We start from the raw sequence: 19,434 nt of genomic DNA, 5'->3' as shown, positions 1-19,434 counted from the left end.
CCGCACCTTTCTAGTCGTTCTGGCAGGGGTGCGTCTGCGAAATCAAAGATTTCTGGCTTACCGCCATTTTTGCTTTGCTCTTTTAGCGGGCTTGGTATCTTGGTTTAATTGAACACGCCCTAAGAGCTGTGCAGTGAAATCATCCAGTGGATGATTTCAGCCCGAACCTAGAAAAGGGAGAGTGAGGGGAAGGAAATCTGTATCGTTACCTAGTTTCCGCTAGCCGTAGCCGTCTGAAGGCTTTGTCGTCTTAACAGCCGACAGCACCCTTCTAGTCGTCTTGGCAGGGGTGCGCCTACGAAATCAGAGATTTCTGGCTTACCGCCATTTTTGCTTTGCTCTTTTAACGGGCTTGGTATCTTGGTTTAATTGAACACGCCCTAAGAGCTGTGCAAAAAAGATAGCCCTCCCTTGAGTCTTTAGTGACTCAGCGGTCAGGCTCCTATTTTTGCTTTGCTCTTTTAACGGGCTTGGTATCTTGGTTTAAGCTGTTTTTTCGACGCTGATGATTTCAACATCATAACTTCCGGCAGGGGTTTCAATTGTTACCTTATCGCCTTTTTTCCTCCCAATAAGGGCTTGTGCGATCGGGCTTTCATTTGAAATTTTACCGGAAAAAACATCTGCTCCGGCTGCGCCGACAATGGAATAGGTATCTTTATCGCTCGTGCCAATTTCTTGAACAATAACAGTCTTTCCGATAGCAACCTCATCTTTAGCGACGGCATCGCTGTCAATAATTTCTGCGTAGCGAATCTTGGTTTCCAGTGTCGAAATTTGCCCTTCGACAAAAGCCTGTTCATCTTTAGCTGCATCGTATTCACTGTTTTCCGAAAGATCGCCATAAGAACGGGCGACTTTAATCCGTTCAACCACTTCCGGACGGCGGACCAGTTTTAATTCTTCAAGTTCCTGTTCAAGCTGTTCTTTTTCAGCGAGTGTCATAGGATAAGTTTTTTCTGCCATTTTTTAATCTCTTTTCTATTTTTTTGCCAAAGTCAAACATGATGCGTTGCCACACCATGTTTGCTTTTAATTATCGGATGAAGATGAAGAGGATGAGTCATCCAGCTTACTGTTAATATACTTTTCAACATTGGCTTCATGCTCTTCAAAATTTTCAGCAAAGTAGACTTCACCAGTTGTGACGTCTGCTACAAAATACAGATATTTGGTATCTGCCGGATTGACAGTTGCTTCGATTGCTGAAAGGCTCGGGCTGTCTACCGGTCCGGGCATTAAGCCGGTATTAGTATAATCATTATACGGGGAATCAACCTTTGTGTCAATAGTTGCATCGTCTTTTAAAGAGGTTTTTTCACCTAAGGTTCCTAAAGCGTACTGAACGGCAATGTTACTCTGCAAAGCCATATCAGCCTCTAAACGGTTATAGAATACACTGGCAATATTTCGCCGGTCTTCATCTGTCGCCCCTTCTTTTTCAACCAGTGAGGCCAGTGTAAGCACCTCATTGACCGTCATGCCTTTTGCTTCGATTGCTGAATAATAGTCAGACATATAAGCGTTAGTTGTGGCAATCATCTCTTCAACAAGTTCTTCCAGCGTGGTCTCGTCGTAATAATTATAGGTTGCAGGGAACAGATAGCCTTCCAGCTGATAAACTGCTTTATCAGCACTTGGGAGATTTGCAAGAAGCTCAGGATATTTCTCAGTCATCCGCGAGATAAACTTCTCGTCTTTAACAAGGGCTAAAAAATCATCCTTCTTAAAAGGTGTGCTCTTCTTTTCCCCTACTGTATTCTTTGTTACTGCCGTTGCAATCTGCTCAATAGTGTAACCTTCCGTTACCAAAATTTTACCCAGCACCGGTTCCTGCGGTTCAGCCGTTCCGCTTTCCTGCAGGATTTGCGAGATTTCATCTAAATCCATGCTTTTTTGCAGATTATAATAGCCGCTCTGAAAATTGCTGTAATTTTTAAACTTAGTGTAGTAATTAAAGATTGTCGCGTTTTTAATTACACCAGCATTTTCCAAAATTTGGCCGATATATTTATTACCGGAACCTTCAGGAATTTCCACAGTCACATATTCCGTTGACTTTTTATCCACAGGAGCAATCCCGTCGGCAACATAGCGATAAGCAAAAAAGATAAAGGCTGCTAAAAGCAAAACGATGGCCGAAATAAGAACACGCGCAATCCGTTTAGCTAGCTTATCCGTTTTCTGCCGCCGTCTTCTGCCTACGGCCTTCCTCTGTTTGCCAGTACGTTTATTCTTTGGAGCAGCTGATTGGGGCTGCTCATCATTGTCCAAATCTGTTTTGGCATCATCTGCAGACAGTTTTTCGGAAGTTGCGGTATCAGCATCCGAAAGCTGCTCGGCAGATTCTGAAGCCTGTAGAGAATGGTTATTAAAAGATACATCATCTGCGGTCGGCTGCTGATTGGCAGTTTCTTTAGGAGAAGCTTCTCTTTTTTCTTTTGCAGATAAGAGGGGTCTCTGCGCAGTTCTGTCAGTACTTTCTGAATGGATAGGGTCCTTTTCAGCAGCTTCCTTCTGAGCTAAGGCTTCTTCCTGCTGCTTTCTGAGTTGATTGGCCTCTTCTAATTCAGCAAGAAGCTTTTCTTTAAAATGTTTTAAATCTTGGCTGTCTTGCTTGTCATCCTTAAAATCGGTCAAAGCACATCCTCCTCTTCTTAATCAAACGCCATTATAACCTAAAAGCGGGATAAAAGCAACTGGATACTTTTTTGTCATCGATTCTTAATAAAAGCCTTGCTTCAGTTTTGTGATTCTTCCCAAACCAAATTGTACCAAACAGAACCGCCGTGCTGCGAAGCGGATTCCCCCTCATCAGTAAAGCCATTCATCTCATAATAGGAGATTAAGTGACTGTGACAGGTCAGCGTAATTCCCAAGCGCTTATGGGCGACGGCTAAATCTTTCAAAGCAGCCAGCAAAGCGGTTCCAACTCCCTGCCTCTGGAAATCAGAGGCCACAGATAGACTTGTCACTGCTATAAAACCGCCTTGAAGAGGATTGGGTTTTACTCTATGAAAAAGATCATCCGTCAAATAACGCTGCTCAATTACCGGACCTTCAATATAGCCAGCGATCTTTCCGGCAATTTCTGCAATAAGAAAGGTATCCTTAATACAGCTGAACCGTTCTTTAAACGTTTGAAAATCAGCAGCTTCCTCAGGTGAGAAATTCTCCTGCTCAATACGAACGATTTCAGCCAAATCATCTTCCTTTACCTGCCTAATCAATAACATCATATTCTCCTCAAGATACAAAGCCCGTTAAAAAATCCGTATGAAAATAGAGACAGCTGAGCGATGACTCGCATCGCGATAGATGTCATCTTTTTCACTAGGATTTTAGGGCGTGTTCAGTTCATTAAGATACAAAACCCGTTAAGAACGCAAAGGGAAAATAGGGGACTGACTGACGAATCGCCAGATTCTAAGTCAGGACATCTTTTTCCCGCAGCGTTTAGGGCGCGTTCAGTTCACAAAATACAAAGCCTCTGTTTTCATTTCCCGTTGTTGAAATGCGACTCCTCAGCAATACTAGCACAGACAATAATTATTAACGCTGTATCATCATTATCTATGAATGTTATTACTAGCCGATGACCAGTCTTTGAGACAGAGTCTTATTTGCTATCTCTTACTTTTTTAAATTTAACTGTATGACTACTTTAAAACATACAAGGCTGTTTTGATTAAATATAAGGTATTCCATTGGGGAAGACAATAGTCTTAAAATCTCACTACCTAGGTTTTTTCTGTTAATTCTTGACAGGAAAAACCTAAGAGACCAGCAATGAGATCAAAATAACATTATCGATGATGCCACCTTTCATATAAATATATTCCCCTGTCCATCTCTATATTTTATTGCTCTAGAATTAAATTGCTAAAAATCCTGAACCAATCATGACCATCCGTCAAACGGGTGGTTTGAACAAGGGCTATAAGCCCACAACACCAGCCAGCGCCTAAAGACGCTGGCTTTCACTTTGTTCAAGCCTCACTGCTCTTGACTCGTTACTAGCCTCTTAAAGAGACGTTCCTACTACTTGCCATTATCCCTAAAGGGATTTCATATTCTTTCACACTCAACTTATCAAGTGCTATGTCATGTTTTTCCTGTTCTTGTATATATTTCTTAATTGTGGCTGCATTAAGCCCTACCGTACTGACATAATATCCCTCTGCCCAAAAATGGCCGTTGCCAAATTTATATTTGAGATTGGCGTGTTTATCAAACATCATAAGAGCACTCTTGCCTTTTAAATCTCCCATGAAACTTGATACACTTAATCTCGGAGAATTACTCACTAACATATGAACATGGTCTGGCATCAGATGGCCTTCGATAATTTCAACACCTTTATAACTACACAATCGTCGAAATAGCTCTCCCAGACTACTTCGATATTGATTATAGATGATTTTTCGTCTATACTTAGGGGTGAAGACAATGTGGTATTGACACAGCCACTTTGGATGTGATAAACTATGTGCCATTTGCGCCATATTTTTCTCCTTTCCCTTTACAATAGGCTTGAACACCTTTATTGTAGCGCGTTTGGAGTTTTTTTGGTATAACCTTCATCGCGCACCCGCATAGCGGGTGGTTCATTTGTCACGCACCCTACGGAGCGTGACGGACTGAAAGTCACATAAATGAACTCTTGACTGACAGCCAAGAGTCATTCAGAGTATCGATAAATCTTGTCATAACCACTTGCCTGAGGTTAGATATAGTAATTACTCTGCTATTTAGGACTCATTCCTATTTATAAATACCTGATAAGATACCTGAATGAAAGTAATCTCTGCGATACTGCGCTTCCACATAAACAGCGTCTTGTTCGTCTTGATAGCCTTCTTGGACAATGCGTTCAATCATATAATTAGGGACTAAAAGTGGTTCCGTATCCAATCTAATGCCATAGGGATAAATCGTTGCCAAATAATCTACATAACTGTGTTCATCAGCAGCATTAGGGTGTAACAAAAACCGGCGTCCCGAAATTGATGCTCTAAAAGGAATCCCTTCTTTTTCAAATGATTTGACAAGCGCTTCAGGAAAGAAGCGACTATCTAACTCAACCACTGTTCCTAAAGGAAGAACTGGCGCCAAAAGTAAATCAGTCTCTGCTAGCCAGCATTTAAAATCTGAAAGTGCCAGTACTACTTCAGCATCTAACCGATTAAATGTTACCGTTTCAGACGGCCAGTCAAAATGAAGTGTAGTTGAAACACCAATAATTCCTTGATAGGTATACTCATTCTGTTGCGTAAAAAAAGCTAGCTGCAAGTCCCGAAAAATTTCCCGCTGGCTTGTCACACTATAACCAAACTGGTTTAACACCTCCCGTGCAAGCTCTGAAATAGGCAGTCGTTCGAGCGCTGCCTGATAAAGACTATCCACTGCTGTCATATTCTCATACTCCTTTTGTTAAAATATAAAGTCCGTTAAAAAATAAAACAAAATTGGCGAACGATATCGTACTCTCGACACCGTCCCTGTCTTTGCCATATTCCTTTCCTACCCCCTATAACTGTTTGCCTGATTCGTATAACTCGTCATATTGTTGTATGCCGTGTTCGCTGCCGACTGTAAACTCGCTGACGTCGTCTCCAACTCCGATATCTTCGTCCCTATACTGCTTAAATTCGTATCATGACTGCTCTTGTTCGTCGTCGCTGCTGTCTGCGCTGAACTATACTTCTCCTCATACTTCGTCTGTCGATCACCCTGAAACTGACTGCTGTCACTCGCCTCTATCGTCGAAAAAGCATCTATTATACTGGTCTGAAACTCAGTTATCTGACTGGTCAAACTCGTCTCTGCTTCCTGCAATCGCGCTATCTGACCGTCTACTACCCCCTTCTCCGCTATCGCTGATGCATAATTAGCCGACTCTTGACTCGCTAAATTATCATAATAGGACGCCATAGCTGCATCTGACATCTCTTATACCCCCCTCTTCTCTTTCACTACAACCTTTATTTAAACATAAAGGAAAGGACCAGGACTCCCGTCCCAGCCCTTTTCTAAAAAGTTCTTATAGTCACTCTATTTACTGAAAGGTGAATTGGCCCGCATCGCTTGTATCACGCTCGGAAACAACTGATGCATAAGAGGTCAGCTGTTGGTTCACTGATGTTAACAACTCTTCAAACTTCGTCACATCTGAACGAAGCTGATTATATTGCTCTAAGTAGGCTTGATAGGCTTGCCCGTTCCAGTGAGACTGCATCTCGCCGTTCGTTCTTTCTACCGCCTGAATAGCTGTCTCTATCTGCTCAACAGCTGTCGAATAAACACTCGCTTGGCTGGAAAGCTCTTCTGGTGATAATGATACTTCTGCCATAGTATAAATCTCCTTTTCGCTTTTAATGTAATGACACAGTCAGTATATCAAATCTTTGGCCTTTTGTCCACCCCTTACTCGCAGTCTAAACTGACAAACTTCTTGATAAAAATAAATTAGGTTGACTTAGTTCATATACTTTATGCCATACCTCATTCAGTAGTCTAAAACAATAAATACAACCCAAACATCTATAACCTAAAAATCATGCTTTATCTGGAAACTTCCAAGTTTCCGAATAAAGTATTGGAAGTTAATTTTTAGTATGGTATAATGAAAAGACTAAAAGGATGAATAAGGATGTCGAAATGAGATATATAGGTTCTAAAAAATTATTACTATCAGAAATAAAAGAGATGCTTGATAAGCATCTCTTTGGTGGAGAGGAAATCTTTTTAGATTTATTCGCAGGTACAAATGTGGTTGGGAATTTCTTCAAACCTTATTTTACTATTTATTCTAACGACACACTCTACTTTAATTATATTAAGGCTAAGACCGTTATCGAAAATAACTCCTATCTGCATTTTAATGCATTGAAAAAAATTGGGATTAATAACCCCTTAGAGTATTTACAACAACTAGAGGGAATGTCTGGATATTACACAAACAACTACTCTCCAGCTGGAAATTCTATGTATCTAACACAAGAAAATGCTCGTAAAATTGATAGTATTAGGGAACAGATTGAAAAATGGAAAGCAGAGAAATTATTGTTGAATGAGTATGAATACTTCTATTTACTAAATTGTTTAATCGAAGCTATCCCTTACGTAAGCAATATTACAGGCACTTACGGAGCTTTTTTGAAGCATTGGGATAAACGAGCATTGAATCCATTAACATTAACGGAAGAAACAATAATATTTAATAATTATAGAAAAAATAAAGCTTTCCACCAAGATGCTAACGAACTCGTTAAGCAGATTAAAGCAGATATTGTCTATATTGACACTCCCTATAACTCTCGTCAGTATGCCTCAAATTATCACTTGCTAGAAAATGTAGCTCTACATCATAAACCCGAGCTAAAAGGAGTGACAAAAATATTCGATTGGCAAAGCCTAAAAAGTGATTATTCTACGAAAACTAGAGCAGCTAATGCTATGGAAAATTTGATAGCTAATATAGATTCCACTCATATAATCTTGAGTTACAACAATGAGGGCATTATCTCGGAAAGCGAGCTCTACTCGCTGCTTTTGAAGTATGCCTATGACAATCAGGTAGATGTTAAGCGAATACCTTATCGGAAATACCAATCGAAGCAAAAATCAAAACAAAAAGAACTATATGAACTTCTTTTTTATATTCAACGAAAGCCAACCCCTAATAAGTTCTTAAATAAACCTAAGCATAAACCGACTGTTATTAATCAAAGAGAATATATAAAAAGTCCCCTCAACTATATTGGAGGAAAATATCGTCTACTTAAACAAATTATTCCACTTTTTCCAAAAGAGATTGATACATTCGTAGACTTATTTAGCGGCGGAGCAAATGTCGGTATTAACGTTCCCGCTCATAGATATATTTTCAACGATATGAATTATCGAATAAACGAAATGTTTCGCTATTTTCAGTCGCACGACCCAATTGAGTTGGTTGAAAAAATTGAAAAAAGAATCAAGGAATATCAACTGAGCAAAACCAATGAAGCAGGTTTTTTGGCTTTCCGGAAACAGTATAATGAAAATCCAAACCCATTAGATCTATATATTTTATCCTCTTATAGCTATAATTATCAATTTCGGTTTAATAATCTTATGGAGTTTAATAACCCTTTTGGGCGGAACAGAAGTCATTTCAGTGAAAATATGAAAAAAAACTTGCTCAATTTCATAACTCGCCTACAAAGCTTAAAAGCTACTTTTTCAGATAAATTGCTGATAGATTTCGATATTTCAAAATTGTCAAAAAATGACTTTGTTTATCTCGATCCACCTTATCTTATAACCACAGGTAGTTACAACGATGGTAATAGAGGGTTCACCAATTGGGGGGAGAAGCAGGAAGCCGAAATGTACCAAGTAATGAGAGAACTCAATCACAGAGGTATCAAATTTGCACTAAGCAATGTTTTGAAGCATAAAGGCAAGCATAACACTATGCTAGAGGATTTTATTAAAGAGGAACAGCTTCATCTAACCATACTAAACTACCATTATAAAAATTCTTCTTACAATACTATAAAAGAAGACAGTGTTGAAGTGCTCATCACAAACTATGATCCTAAAACAGTAAAAGCATAATCTGATTCGACTATGCTTTTACAAATTCAATCTCCTTATTTTGAAAATAACTTGGTAATTGAGAAATATCTAATTTACCTTTTGCTACTAGATCCGCACCCCAAAGAAGTTGTTCTACATTCAAAGCAGCACCGTTCGTTTTCGTTTCATTTGCTGTATAATCCAGCTGCTCTTGAAATTTACCAACAAATTTGCTAGATACCCACATAAAATAGAAACTCTGTTTAGGAATACAATCTGGAAAGTGCTCCCACCATTTTGTAGAATTACGGTTTTCATCACGGCGTTTATTGTCTTCAATATAGCGTATCATTTCATCAGCCTGGCTAATCGATTTCGAATAGCCCTCTCCGTAAGCCTTAGTATCTACAATAATTCCAAAACGGTGCTTATATAATAATCCATCTGGCTTTCGAACTCCGCCTAATAATTTTGACTGTAAACGATAAACATTACGAAATAGTTCCATCGTAACAATTTCAAAATCTCGATTTCTTTTACCATCGTAAGCAATATCTAGTAATTCGATGTATTTCAACGGTAAATTCGTCTCTTTCAAAAAATATGCTTTCCGTTTTTCGGATTGCTCATCTTTCAGTTCTTTTGTAATTTCTAAATTTGGAATAGAAAAATCATTTACACGATCTTTTAAAATTATCCTATTCTCTGAATACCCTATTCTTAGTCCAAAATTAATTAACCCTTCAATATCTGATAAAATAATTTCTTTTTCATCATTAAAACCTTTGGACCTTAATTTGGCTAACAATATGGATAAAGATTGAGTTTCCTGAAGAAATTTCACGATATATGCTCGACGAGTTCGAATATAATCCCGGTTTTCCCCATGGGTAGCAAAAAATTCCCACATAATAAATTTTTCAAGTCTTGTATTTTTTGAACTACCTTGCGATTGATTTAGTAAATGAATACCTCGAGCATTGATTTTATAACCTTGAAATCCATCTACCATGCCATTATCTAACAATCTTTTAACTGTTTTAGTTTCCACTAAACCAACATTCTTCAACCAATTGCAAATCCCTCTGGCATACTTATCACTTGTTCCTTCGATGTCTGATTTTATCGATTTCCTTTCTGATTGCGTTGCAGCACCTAACCAATCGAACATGATGTCTTCGTTGTAAGAAGTAAATCCTTTTTCTCCACGGAATCCAAGCTTTTCACCCAGATAGTATTTGGTGCAATAGCCTCCGTGCTCCTTTAATAGAGAAAGAATTTGGGTAGCCGGTGGATAAGCCAATAAAGCTTGTTGTAGAATAGCAATTTCCTCATCTGAACCATCAAGAGTTGTGGAAAAAGCTCGCCCTTTAGCAGTGATAGAGAAACAGTCTGTTTCTCTATCGACTGACACAAAATTAAGGCTAACTGCCCAGCGTAAAAAGCCGTCTGCCGTCCAGTTATCTGTCCAAGTTTTGCCTGTGTTTTTTGTCTGCTGAGGGGTAATACTAATCTGAATAAGAGCATCTGCCACAGCATCAGACCGTTTTTTAGGTAATCTTCCGTTCCTATCTTTAGAGGTTCCAACAAGCTCCAAATAAGAAAATTCCTCTACACCTTCTTGTAGTTTATTTAAGAAAATTGTTCTAATGTCTTCAAAATAGATAGTATCTACCAACTTTTCTTTCAGTAATTGGTAGTGATTAGATTTATTATTAAAAATTTGGACAACTTTTTTTAAACTAATAAAACTTGATGGATTTTGTACCCAGCCATAAGTTCTTGACTTCATAGTGCACTCCCCCTGTAAACTTTATGGATTCGCAATTTTAGGAAGTCGAGCTTCCATCTCCACAATATCGTAAACAGCTTCACAGTTTTCCACTATTTCTCTATTTTCATTATGATATTCTGACAGTGTCTTGGAGACAGCTTCTCTAAACTCTTGCTTATTTGAATAATCCCCTAATAATATATGTGATTTAATTCGATAGAGAGCCAACACCCTTGCTTGCGACTGACTCAGTTTAGCATTCCCGTCTAATTCACTCACCCTTTGGATTACAGATACAAAGTCCCCAATAAGATAGTGATATGTGATGGCAGCTAGCTTAGATTGTAAGTGATTTTTGCCATTTTTAGACTCACCGTTTATTTCTATAAATTCCCTAAAGGCAGCTAAATCGACTTGGGAATACAAAACATAAGTGACGGTTTGGCTATACCAACGATTAATTATATAAACGCAAACAGCCAAAACGGCCATATATATTATGATACACAATATTTTAATAAGATAGTTGTCCTTAGCAAACAAATAATAAAGCAATGGTAGTGAAGGTAATAAAATCGCCAATCTCACTAAAAGGGTATATCGCTGTCTTATTCTAAGGTAGTCCATATCATATAACTTCTTTCTTGACCGCTAAAAGGCTAAGGCTGTCCCTAAAACAGGAACTGTTACTTCTGGAGCAAAAATTATTCCTGCTACAACTGCTACAGCGGCTACTTCTCCCCAGTTTCCTACCTGGAAACCTAAAGCTGACTTAAACTAAAAAAACAGATTAGCCAAAAAAATTATAGAATAAAGTGGCAGGCATCGACAAAATATTAAAAGCCTATGGCGTTAAGTTAATAAGTCAAAAAAGTTATTGAAGTTCGATATTGCCGCTGCTATTTTTAACTATTTTAGCTTGTGGGATTCTAGTTTCATTTTCTTTGCGCCACACATTATATAACTCTTCAAATCGTTTTTCATCTTCGTCCTGAAGGCCCATGTATATAACTTTATCAATATCTTCTTCATTGAAATAATAAACTTCTTCTGGAACAAGTCCTTTAGGGAATTCACAAGCTGAATAATCAACATACTTTTGCATACCATTCACGGTCAGAAGAGGCGCTCTATTTAAAATCATCAATTTTTGGTTACCTTCTTTCAGGTAAACGACACTGCCAATAGGTAACATTAATTATCTCCTTATTTTTAATCTATTATACATTTACAGTCATCGCTTCTCCTTATAGTAAAGGAAAAACTGATGAAACAACGATCCTTGTCTCCAAGCATCTAAAACTTATGGTATCCAATGGGATACTGGAATTCTTAACTTCCTCTACTTTCATCGATTCTTTCGTAAAATTTTTAGTTTATAGCTCAGCAGAGACGTCTGCCCAATCCCGCTAAAAAGTAAGGAGAGAAAGAAAAGCAAAAGAGTGGAAAAGAGAAAAAACAAGTTGCCTGATAAAATAGCTGCCGCAGTCACAGCAAGAGTCAGTATCCACAGCACAATATGTACAAAAACAGCTTTCATGACTGTTTTATTAAGCCTCTCAGGGATTAATTTTGCGTAGACAAGTCCCTTTTGCTCTAATGATAAATCCGAAGCAATCTTTCGATATCTCGTTAAATAAACCCATTGTACCAATGCAAAAGCTATCAAAAACATTAGGCAGACAATTATACTATTCACAAACAAAGAGAAGCCTAAGTCCAATTGTTCCATCAAACCGCTTCTTCGGATAAACAAACTGAGCAAGACAGCTCCAGCGCCGCTGAATGAAGCCGGTACCACTATACCGCTCGCTCTGTTCTGTTGAACTTTCTCAACAAGTTTAAGATAATCACTTTCTGTAAGAAGATATAATTTTTGTTTCACAAGCCAAGCTGTGGGCAGGAAAAAATAACCGACAAAATACTTAGGTTTTCTATCCAAAAGATAGTAATTGCCAGCCGCACTAAAGACCAAGTAACGGGAATTAATCGTCACAAGCTCTAAGCCACCATAATACATAAATCCTCCCATTATTAAAAATCAAATCATAAAAACAGCTTTTCTTTATCCTTTCTCGATGCTGCCTAAGAATAATTCTTTTAGAAAAGAGCACTTCTTTGATGTGCTCACATTATGACACCACCACTTTATCATTGAGTCGGTAGCGGATATCAGGACTATAGCTAACAACACTGACACAAAGCATAAAGCAGAGCAGAAGAAATGCCGAAAGCAGAAAAAACCAGTTATTAGAATAGAAAGCAACTGCCCCAATGAACAATGTCAACAGCTACAGCATCACATGAGCAAAAGTTCTCTTTATTAAAACCATGCTGACAGCTTGTGGGTATAACCTATTGTAACAAATTTTTCTGCCTTTAAGCGGCAAAAAGGCTGTTAATCTCTTTTGACTGAAACGGTGAAAAAGCCAGACACTGACAAAAGCAGATAAGGTTAAAAAACCAATAATAAAGATAGTTGCATAGTGAGATAAACCCGTTCCCAGCTGCTCTATGATTCCACTTCGCCTAAGCAGTGCACCGGATACAACGGCTAAGCCACCAGTAAGAGAAGCTGGGAGGGCAAGACCTGTACCCTTTGACTGTGCTGACTGAACAAGCCTAAGATACTCCTCTTCACTGATAGAATAAAATTTTTGTTTAAAAAACCAGCTGATCGGAAAGAAAAAATAAGAAATAATATATCTGGGCTTTCTGTCCAAAAGGTAATAAGTCCCAGCAGCTCTAAAAGCCAAGTAACGAAAATTCACAGCAACCAATTCAATATTTTCTATCATGCTTTCCCCTATCAATTATCCAGCAGTTTTCAGCATTGCTATTTGTTTTTTTATTTATTAAAGATCCATTATCTGGCAGGCAATTTTCGATATCCAACAACAAATGATAAGTTATCATTTTTTTACTGCTTTAACAGTCATTTTTTCAAAATAAGGAAAATAAGCCGCAATGAGAACAATCAGCTCTAGCACTGGCAACAGTAGAACAAAAATAAGATTTCCTGAAAGAATATAAACATACATCGCAGCCAACATCAGTAAAAACATAGCAAGACCTAAAAAGCCTGTCTTTATCAATTGAGGGGTAAGGCTAGGTATAACCCTAATCTTTCGCCGCCGTAAATTGCTTAGCTTTATCACCTTTTCTAGACCATTCTTAGCTTGTTTATTAATAAGATGAATTAACAGCATACTCAAAATCATAGATATTGATAACAGTATAAGATTAACGGACAGAGAATAGTCTGTATCAAGATAATTAAAAACTTGTCTGGCTAGTATATTTGCCCACATAACAGCAGCTAAGCGCAATGAACCTCTCAGTAAACCAGAAGGTGGCAGCTGCCTCTTTTCTATGATAGATGCTAATAAACTTTGATACTGCTCACTGGACAGTTCATAAGCATTTTTTGGGGTCAAAGCATTTAGAGGCGCAAAAAAATATCCTATGAAACTGGATTTTCTATCAAAGATGTAATACTTCTCATCTGTCTCAAGCAGGAAATACCGAATATTATATTGGTCGAAAGACATTTGTACACCTCCATTTAGCCAAATGGATTAAGTCCGCTTAGACCGCTGGAAAAAGCGTTCCCTATAGCCTTTCCAGCATTGCTTAATCCTTCTTTGGCTTTATCCAGTCCTTTATCAATGTACGCACCTGCTCCATCGACAACATTCCTGACCGTTTCATTATTTTCATAAGCCCAGTCAAAGATAATACTTGCTGCAGTACCAGCAGCTATACCAGCTGCTGCGACACCCACAGCGGCCCAGCCAACTGGATTACTTACTGCTATGGTTGTCAAGAAAGCAGTCGCTCCTACATTCGCTGCCCAACCAACGGCTGTTGAAGCTCCATTTTTAGCAACTGCCTGTCCAAGAGTTTTACCGTTATTAGCGACATCGTTATAAGTACTGTAAGCAAACGCGAGCCCTGTTGCCGCTCTGCCGGCCCATTTCCCTATGTTGGCCACTCTTGCTCCCTTTGTAATCTTATCCATAGCATTAGATAGAGGCCATTTGCCTATGCGTTTACTTGGATCAAACATCACAAAGCTATTTTTTCCAACAGGTCCTGGAATACCTTGCTGCTGAAGTCTGAGCCCAGCCAGGCGCTGAATCATCAGTCCCGTCTGCTCAATACCATTTGTTGTGATATCTATCAATAAGTTCTTTAGGATATCACCTTTGTTCTCTCCTAAATAATCAAAGAAGCTTGAAGTATGTTTCCCTACATTTGCCAGTAGCCCTACGGGAGTTGACTGATTCGAGATTGCCTGAGCAACATAAGCTGCATTATCTGCAAAATCCGTCTTGTTGTAAAACGTTTTAGCATCAGATGCAGTATAACTTATATTAACTAATCCCATTAGAGACTGTAACTGCGTTGACTGTGCCAACAACAGTTCACTGAATTCTGTCCCCTGTGTCCAGCCGTTAAAAGTCTCCATGTTGCTCTTGGTATCCGTCAATACCTTCTTGGCTTCACTCAACGGTGTCGTAATATCTGAACTGCTGGGATTGCTCAAACTGATGATATCAGATATCGAACTGTAAATCTTGGACGTCTCACTGTCTATCGTCGCTATACTGCTCTCTATCGTACTATAGCCATCCTCTAATCCCTGCAGATAATCCGTATCGATAATCGCCGTAGCTGAGGTCTCCTCAACTGTCGTTTGAAACGCCTCTATCGCCTTATCATACTGGGCCGATAAAGTCGATAAACTATTGGAAAAGTTGGTCAGAAGCGGAATCTGATAGTTATTAATCTTACCGTCTATGGCCGTCTTGACCTCCCCTTGAAGACTGTCGGTATTGACTAGATTCGTAAAGGAAGTCTTAGCAGTTTCCAATTGACTGTTCAAATTATCAATAGAGGTCGTTAAAGTTGTCTTATTCTCATTGACCTCTGTCATATCGATTTTCATATCAAGCCCCTTCTAATCTTAAATCTCGATAATTGCTAATCAAGCATAAGATAGGCTATCTCAAAGCAACTACAAAATTTACCTCCTGCAGTGCCCTTCAGTGATTAAAACCTACTGCTGCTTCCACTCCCTGCACTCGCCTGATTGCTGTCATCCGTCACCTTGTTCTCTGCCGCCTGATTCATATGCGTCACATCACTCTCCGTATACGTCCTCAAGTCCGTTAATACACTGTTGAAATCCTCTATTAACTGACTGAAATCCGTAAACGGAGTCATGGTGGTTGTCGAAAAAGTCAAGGCCGATAAATCCGATAAACCCGAAACACTCGTCGACACTGTCCCTGTCAAGCCTGACCACGTCTCGTAATTGGTCCCTGTCTTTGCCATATTCCTTTCCTACCCCCTATAACTGTTTGCCTGATTCGTATAGCTCGTCATATTGTTGTATGCCGTGTTCGCTGCCGACTGTAAACTCGCTGACGTCGTCTCCAACTCCGATATCTTCGTCCCTATACTGCTTAAATTCGTATCATGACTGCTCTTGTTCGTCGTCGCTGCTGTCTGCGCTGAACTATACTTCTCCTCATACTTCGTCTGTCGATCACCCTGAAACTGACTGCTGTCACTCGCCTCTATCGTCGAAAAAGCATCTATTATACTGGTCTGAAACTCAGTTATCTGACTGGTCAAACTCGTCTCTGCTTCCTGCAATCGCGCTATCTGACCGTCTACTACCCCCTTCTCCGCTATCGCTGATGCATAATTAGCCGACTCTTGACTCGCTAAATTATCATAATAGGACGCCATAGCTGCATCTGACATCTCTTATACCCCCCTCTTCTCTTTCACTACAACCTTTATTTAAACATAAAGGAAAGGACCAGGACTCCCGTCCCAGCCCTTTTCTAAAAAGTTCTTATAGTCACTCTATTTACTGAAAGGTGAATTGGCCCGCATCGCTTGTATCACGCTCGGAAACAACTGATGCATAAGAGGTCAGCTGTTGGTTCACTGATGTTAACAACTCTTCAAACTTCGTCACATCTGAACGAAGCTGATTATATTGCTCTAAGTAGGCTTGATAGGCTTGCCCGTTCCAGTGAGACTGCATCTCGCCGTTCGTTCTTTCTACCGCCTGAATAGCTGTCTCTATCTGCTCAACAGCTGTCGAATAAACACTCGCTTGGCTGGAAAGCTCTTCTGGTGATAATGATACTTCTGCCATAGTATAAATCTCCTTTTCGCTTTTAATGTAATGACACAGTCAGTATATCAAATCTTTGGCCTTTTGTCCACCCCTTACTCGCAGTCTAAACTGACAAACTTCTTGATAAAAATAAATTAGGTTGACTTAATTCATATACTTCTTCGCATATGATTGGTAGTTCGGACTCTTGCTTTTGTTCATCGCATATAGCATTGTGCCTTCGAGATAATTATCCGTTGATTCCACTTCCAACATAATAGCAAGGTTATCATCATCCTCAGGAAAAATGATGGAATAGTTTTGTCCATTCTGCTTAATACCATAATAAGTAACACCATTTTCTGTGCCAACTGCATTTTGAGTATAATCATACTCCTCACCATCAACTATGACCGTTTTTTCTTTAAACTCAATTGTCCCATTTTGTCCTGAAGCATCTTGAACCTTCCAAGTCCCTTGAAGGTTATCAGAATCGCTACAGCTGGAAAGAAGGAAAAAACCAAATAGAAGACTCAGCGCTGTAATGATTAATTGTGATTTTTTCATTTGATTTTAGCACTCCTTAACATATTTTGAATTTCTTCGTAATCTTTATTTTTTGCTTCCTCACGCAAACCGACTGTCCCAGTAAAATTAATCATAAATTTTGCATCCTTAATGGGAATAAACGTCACAGCCACCAGTTGGGCTAAGATACCTATACGTTCATCAACATAAGCATACTCTTCAATTTTCCACTGACGTCCGTCTATCTCATGAACCGCATTCGCAAAAATATTTAACCCCTTAAAGTTTTTAGTATAGTCCGCTAACTCTGCGGAGTTGCTCTCAAAAGTATAGCTTTCCTCAACTTTTTTGATACTAATTAAAACATTAGGCGAAAATGCTTTTTCTTTAGTTTTGATTAAGCCTATCACAGACTCCGGAGAATTCCGATTTATCCATTCACTTCCTGCCTCTACTGAGACTTCCGGAAATACGGGAAAATCTTTACTTGGAAACTGTCTCTGTGTCATCTTCTATCTCCTTTATTTTTATTAAGTTCTCAATCCTTTTATGAATTGTATCTACATTTAAATTTTCTGGTAAATATTCACATAACGTCTTATTTTCGTAAAACACATTATCTGGTAAATCCGTAAAATGGGCAGTTTCAGTTTGGATCATAACAATACTAAAAACACCGCCAGGGCCAGATTGTTCAATACTGCTACCAGTAAATTGATAAGTAAATGCTCGAAAAGGAACATGCTGATACGTTCCTGAGATAACATAAGCAACCTTTAAATGGGCTCCCCTGCCAAAAGGATAGGAAGTATAATTTGCATATTTTTCAACATAAGGATTAGCAACCAACTTCATATTCACGACTTTTTTAGTATTATTTCTGGAGTAATCTCTATATGCTGCCCTGCCTTGTGCCTTATCAAACTGATAACCGTACTGCTTGGCGAAGGTTTCATATCGTCGGTTGGCTTTATTGACATGACGAATAAGAATAAAAACTAATAACAGAGTTACAGCAACTATAGCTATAAAGATTCCAAAAATTAATAACACAACCATCTACTATTCTCCTTCAATCGGTTAATTTCAATAATAAAGAAATGGAAAAAGAGAACCAGGAATCTCTCCCAGTCCTCTCAAATAGGGTATTTAATTCATTTTTATGTACGCTAGTAACTAGCTATTCACTAATCTGACTGTTTTTTAGGAATGGTTATTGTCTTTTCCCACTCCTCGTAAACCTCCATAAAACGATTCTCTTCTTCATCCTCAAAACCTCGAAAAATTACTCGATCAACATCTTCATCATTGAAAAAGTAGCCATTTTCAGGATTAAAACCCTCAGGATAAACTACGCCAGCATAGTCTGTATAGACATTTCCAGCCTCTTCGTTCAGTTCAATCCCGCGTCCAATAATCATCAATTTAACCGTGCCTTCTTTCAAATAAACCAAACTCCCCAGCGGTAGTAACTCTTTTGCCATCTTAATTCCTCTTCTTTCTTTAACATAAGTATTAAAACAATAATGTAATGGGTTGTATTATTTTTGCTCCTTCTTACGCCCACCGCGGTACCAATTTTCATCCGCAATTTGCAGGTAGTCTTTATACTGCTTAGAGTATTTCATCATATAGAAACCTTGAAAAAGGCAGAAATCACTCATTTTTCGAAAGCTATAGGCGAAAACAACCATTGTAACAGTTACGCCTAAACCTAGGAGATAGCTGTACCATTTAGCATTAAAATCACTGGTCAGCCCCTTAAATACCGTTTGACTCAAAATTAAAAGAATAAAGCTAGTCCCTATCGTTATTCCCAAGATTAATTTTGTATAAAAACTGTCCCTATTATTAGCTTCACCATATAGTTGTGCTTTGGTTCGTAAATAGCCTTGATAGAAGATTAAAGCTATTAAAAGAAAACCAACCAATACTTGCAGAAGCAAACCTGATATGCCAAATCGATTGAAAGCCAGCATGCCAGTGATATAAATGAAGGGTACCGTTGCAGTATAAATCATGCTTCCTAAAAAAGGAAAACCAGAAAAAATTTGTCTGGAAATATCACGTTTTGGAATCAGGATAGAAAAACAGGCCGATAGAAGCATTATCACAAATACAATAATATTTGGAATTAACATTGCCTGACCGATATTTCCTATCATGATAACCGCTTCTGAAGATAAGTGACGAACACTTCCAGTCTCAGCAGCCGATCTTAAACCAAAAGGCATGGCAAATAACAGGCCCAGCATGGCTGAGAATAAGAGCGTTCCCGCTATAAAAAAAGCAAACAAGCGGCGGGGTAATGAACGGTTCATTGAGGTGTCGTTTTTCAGAGTATTAGATAGCTTTTTAAAGTTAATAATCCGCTTACTTTCTTCAAAATCAGCTCCAAATATAGATTTCCCCATGTTATATATTCCTC

At 38.7% G+C, this 19,434-nt stretch carries 23 protein-coding genes; 1 reads left to right on the top strand and 22 read right to left on the bottom strand.

Going from position 1 to position 19,434, the window contains the following annotated elements; genetic code table 11:
* Positions 1-483: 483 nt before the first annotated feature.
* From greA to A0O21_RS00180, 7 genes are all read right to left on the bottom strand, one after another.
* The gene (greA, locus tag A0O21_RS00210; protein ID WP_067059875.1) at positions 484-966 is read right to left on the bottom strand and encodes a transcription elongation factor GreA; all 483 of its coding nucleotides are present in this window, start codon (positions 964-966) and stop codon (positions 484-486) included.
* Positions 967-1,032: 66 nt separating this feature from the next.
* Entirely contained in the window at positions 1,033-2,640 is a 1,608-nt protein-coding gene (gene mltG / locus A0O21_RS00205) for an endolytic transglycosylase MltG (protein WP_067059873.1), read from the bottom strand.
* Between the two features lie 101 nt (positions 2,641-2,741).
* Complete coding sequence (locus tag A0O21_RS00200) at positions 2,742-3,236, bottom strand: GNAT family N-acetyltransferase (RefSeq protein ID WP_067059871.1); 495 nt, start codon at positions 3,234-3,236, stop codon at positions 2,742-2,744.
* A gap of 780 nt (positions 3,237-4,016) precedes the next feature.
* Positions 4,017-4,505, bottom strand: coding sequence for an IS200/IS605 family transposase (gene tnpA, locus A0O21_RS00195; RefSeq protein WP_067059869.1), 489 nt, complete (start codon positions 4,503-4,505; stop codon positions 4,017-4,019).
* 259 nt (positions 4,506-4,764) lie between these two features.
* Positions 4,765-5,415, bottom strand: coding sequence for a DUF4176 domain-containing protein (locus A0O21_RS00190; RefSeq protein WP_067059868.1), 651 nt, complete (start codon positions 5,413-5,415; stop codon positions 4,765-4,767).
* Between the two features lie 108 nt (positions 5,416-5,523).
* Positions 5,524-5,949 (bottom strand): DUF5082 family protein, encoded by a 426-nt coding sequence (locus tag A0O21_RS00185; protein ID WP_067059826.1) that lies wholly within the window; start codon positions 5,947-5,949, stop codon positions 5,524-5,526.
* A 109-nt stretch (positions 5,950-6,058) separates the two neighbouring features.
* Entirely contained in the window at positions 6,059-6,352 is a 294-nt protein-coding gene (locus tag A0O21_RS00180) for a WXG100 family type VII secretion target (protein ID WP_067059824.1), read from the bottom strand.
* Between the two features lie 290 nt (positions 6,353-6,642).
* On the opposite strand from A0O21_RS00180, the gene A0O21_RS00175 reads away from it, so the two are divergent.
* Complete coding sequence (locus tag A0O21_RS00175) at positions 6,643-8,604, top strand: Dam family site-specific DNA-(adenine-N6)-methyltransferase (RefSeq protein ID WP_067059866.1); 1,962 nt, start codon at positions 6,643-6,645, stop codon at positions 8,602-8,604.
* Between the two features lie 10 nt (positions 8,605-8,614).
* Here A0O21_RS00175 and A0O21_RS00170 read toward each other — a convergent pair whose 3' ends face one another.
* The 15 genes from A0O21_RS00170 to A0O21_RS00100 form a co-directional block, all read right to left on the bottom strand.
* A complete protein-coding gene (locus tag A0O21_RS00170) occupies positions 8,615-10,357 on the bottom strand; it encodes a restriction endonuclease FokI recognition domain-containing protein (RefSeq protein WP_067059863.1) in 1,743 nt (580 codons plus the stop codon).
* A gap of 21 nt (positions 10,358-10,378) precedes the next feature.
* On the bottom strand, positions 10,379-10,927 hold the full coding sequence (locus A0O21_RS00165; protein WP_158511679.1) for a hypothetical protein: 549 nt from the start codon (positions 10,925-10,927) through the stop codon (positions 10,379-10,381).
* Positions 10,928-11,213: 286 nt separating this feature from the next.
* Complete coding sequence (locus A0O21_RS00160) at positions 11,214-11,534, bottom strand: DUF4176 domain-containing protein (protein WP_067059858.1); 321 nt, start codon at positions 11,532-11,534, stop codon at positions 11,214-11,216.
* A 153-nt stretch (positions 11,535-11,687) separates the two neighbouring features.
* Positions 11,688-12,359: a DUF443 family protein gene (locus tag A0O21_RS00155; RefSeq protein WP_067059856.1), complete on the bottom strand. Its 672-nt coding sequence runs from the start codon at positions 12,357-12,359 to the stop codon at positions 11,688-11,690.
* Between the two features lie 271 nt (positions 12,360-12,630).
* On the bottom strand, positions 12,631-13,137 hold the full coding sequence (locus A0O21_RS00150; protein WP_067059854.1) for a DUF443 family protein: 507 nt from the start codon (positions 13,135-13,137) through the stop codon (positions 12,631-12,633).
* 114 nt (positions 13,138-13,251) lie between these two features.
* Complete coding sequence (locus A0O21_RS00145; RefSeq protein WP_067059852.1) at positions 13,252-13,890, bottom strand: DUF443 family protein; 639 nt, start codon at positions 13,888-13,890, stop codon at positions 13,252-13,254.
* A 14-nt stretch (positions 13,891-13,904) separates the two neighbouring features.
* A complete protein-coding gene (locus tag A0O21_RS00140) occupies positions 13,905-15,290 on the bottom strand; it encodes a T7SS effector LXG polymorphic toxin (RefSeq protein ID WP_067059850.1) in 1,386 nt (461 codons plus the stop codon).
* A 104-nt stretch (positions 15,291-15,394) separates the two neighbouring features.
* Positions 15,395-15,679 (bottom strand): hypothetical protein, encoded by a 285-nt coding sequence (locus A0O21_RS00135; protein WP_067059828.1) that lies wholly within the window; start codon positions 15,677-15,679, stop codon positions 15,395-15,397.
* Positions 15,680-15,688: 9 nt separating this feature from the next.
* Positions 15,689-16,114 carry a DUF5082 family protein gene (locus A0O21_RS00130; RefSeq protein ID WP_067059826.1) on the bottom strand — a complete coding sequence of 142 codons (426 nt, stop codon included), beginning with the start codon at positions 16,112-16,114 and terminating at the stop codon, positions 15,689-15,691.
* Between the two features lie 109 nt (positions 16,115-16,223).
* Positions 16,224-16,517, bottom strand: coding sequence for a WXG100 family type VII secretion target (locus A0O21_RS00125; protein ID WP_067059824.1), 294 nt, complete (start codon positions 16,515-16,517; stop codon positions 16,224-16,226).
* Positions 16,518-16,643: 126 nt separating this feature from the next.
* Positions 16,644-17,045, bottom strand: coding sequence for a glycosyltransferase (locus tag A0O21_RS00120; RefSeq protein ID WP_067059848.1), 402 nt, complete (start codon positions 17,043-17,045; stop codon positions 16,644-16,646).
* The gene (locus A0O21_RS00115; RefSeq protein ID WP_067059846.1) at positions 17,042-17,515 is read right to left on the bottom strand and encodes a hypothetical protein; all 474 of its coding nucleotides are present in this window, start codon (positions 17,513-17,515) and stop codon (positions 17,042-17,044) included. The genes A0O21_RS00120 and A0O21_RS00115 overlap by 4 nt, the downstream gene beginning before the upstream one ends.
* A complete protein-coding gene (locus A0O21_RS00110) occupies positions 17,490-18,065 on the bottom strand; it encodes a hypothetical protein (protein WP_067059844.1) in 576 nt (191 codons plus the stop codon). Before A0O21_RS00110 ends, A0O21_RS00115 begins: the two co-directional genes overlap by 26 nt.
* Positions 18,066-18,193: 128 nt before the next feature.
* Positions 18,194-18,490: a DUF4176 domain-containing protein gene (locus A0O21_RS00105; RefSeq protein WP_067059842.1), complete on the bottom strand. Its 297-nt coding sequence runs from the start codon at positions 18,488-18,490 to the stop codon at positions 18,194-18,196.
* Between the two features lie 57 nt (positions 18,491-18,547).
* Positions 18,548-19,420, bottom strand: coding sequence for a hypothetical protein (locus A0O21_RS00100; protein WP_067059840.1), 873 nt, complete (start codon positions 19,418-19,420; stop codon positions 18,548-18,550).
* Positions 19,421-19,434: the final 14 nt, after the last annotated feature.

The organism is Streptococcus pantholopis (genome assembly GCF_001642085.1).
In the GTDB taxonomy this organism is placed as follows: domain Bacteria; phylum Bacillota; class Bacilli; order Lactobacillales; family Streptococcaceae; genus Streptococcus; species Streptococcus pantholopis.
The sequence above is the reverse complement of the archived record's forward strand: the minus strand, read 5'-3'. Positions and strand labels throughout refer to the sequence as shown.

Excerpts from the sequence above, each read along its gene's own strand:
- A0O21_RS00135 (WP_067059828.1), bottom strand. The coding sequence starts at position 15,679 with ATGGCAAAGACAGGGACCAATTACGAGACGTGGTCAGGCTTGACAGGG.
- A0O21_RS00125 (WP_067059824.1), bottom strand. The coding sequence starts at position 16,517 with ATGGCAGAAGTATCATTATCACCAGAAGAGCTTTCCAGCCAAGCGAGT.
- A0O21_RS00175 (WP_067059866.1), top strand. The coding sequence starts at position 6,643 with ATGAATAAGGATGTCGAAATGAGATATATAGGTTCTAAAAAATTATTA.
- A0O21_RS00160 (WP_067059858.1), bottom strand. The coding sequence starts at position 11,534 with ATGTTACCTATTGGCAGTGTCGTTTACCTGAAAGAAGGTAACCAAAAA.
- A0O21_RS00200 (WP_067059871.1), bottom strand. The coding sequence starts at position 3,236 with ATGTTATTGATTAGGCAGGTAAAGGAAGATGATTTGGCTGAAATCGTT.
- A0O21_RS00190 (WP_067059868.1), bottom strand. The coding sequence starts at position 5,415 with ATGACAGCAGTGGATAGTCTTTATCAGGCAGCGCTCGAACGACTGCCT.
- A0O21_RS00185 (WP_067059826.1), bottom strand. The coding sequence starts at position 5,949 with ATGTCAGATGCAGCTATGGCGTCCTATTATGATAATTTAGCGAGTCAA.
- A0O21_RS00180 (WP_067059824.1), bottom strand. The coding sequence starts at position 6,352 with ATGGCAGAAGTATCATTATCACCAGAAGAGCTTTCCAGCCAAGCGAGT.
- A0O21_RS00120 (WP_067059848.1), bottom strand. The coding sequence starts at position 17,045 with ATGAAAAAATCACAATTAATCATTACAGCGCTGAGTCTTCTATTTGGT.
- A0O21_RS00110 (WP_067059844.1), bottom strand. The coding sequence starts at position 18,065 with ATGGTTGTGTTATTAATTTTTGGAATCTTTATAGCTATAGTTGCTGTA.
- A0O21_RS00140 (WP_067059850.1), bottom strand. The coding sequence starts at position 15,290 with ATGAAAATCGATATGACAGAGGTCAATGAGAATAAGACAACTTTAACG.
- A0O21_RS00100 (WP_067059840.1), bottom strand. The coding sequence starts at position 19,420 with ATGGGGAAATCTATATTTGGAGCTGATTTTGAAGAAAGTAAGCGGATT.
- A0O21_RS00145 (WP_067059852.1), bottom strand. The coding sequence starts at position 13,890 with ATGTCTTTCGACCAATATAATATTCGGTATTTCCTGCTTGAGACAGAT.
- A0O21_RS00105 (WP_067059842.1), bottom strand. The coding sequence starts at position 18,490 with ATGGCAAAAGAGTTACTACCGCTGGGGAGTTTGGTTTATTTGAAAGAA.
- A0O21_RS00115 (WP_067059846.1), bottom strand. The coding sequence starts at position 17,515 with ATGACACAGAGACAGTTTCCAAGTAAAGATTTTCCCGTATTTCCGGAA.
- tnpA (WP_067059869.1), bottom strand. The coding sequence starts at position 4,505 with ATGGCGCAAATGGCACATAGTTTATCACATCCAAAGTGGCTGTGTCAA.
- A0O21_RS00170 (WP_067059863.1), bottom strand. The coding sequence starts at position 10,357 with ATGAAGTCAAGAACTTATGGCTGGGTACAAAATCCATCAAGTTTTATT.
- A0O21_RS00150 (WP_067059854.1), bottom strand. The coding sequence starts at position 13,137 with ATGATAGAAAATATTGAATTGGTTGCTGTGAATTTTCGTTACTTGGCT.
- A0O21_RS00130 (WP_067059826.1), bottom strand. The coding sequence starts at position 16,114 with ATGTCAGATGCAGCTATGGCGTCCTATTATGATAATTTAGCGAGTCAA.
- A0O21_RS00155 (WP_067059856.1), bottom strand. The coding sequence starts at position 12,359 with ATGTATTATGGTGGCTTAGAGCTTGTGACGATTAATTCCCGTTACTTG.
- greA (WP_067059875.1), bottom strand. The coding sequence starts at position 966 with ATGGCAGAAAAAACTTATCCTATGACACTCGCTGAAAAAGAACAGCTT.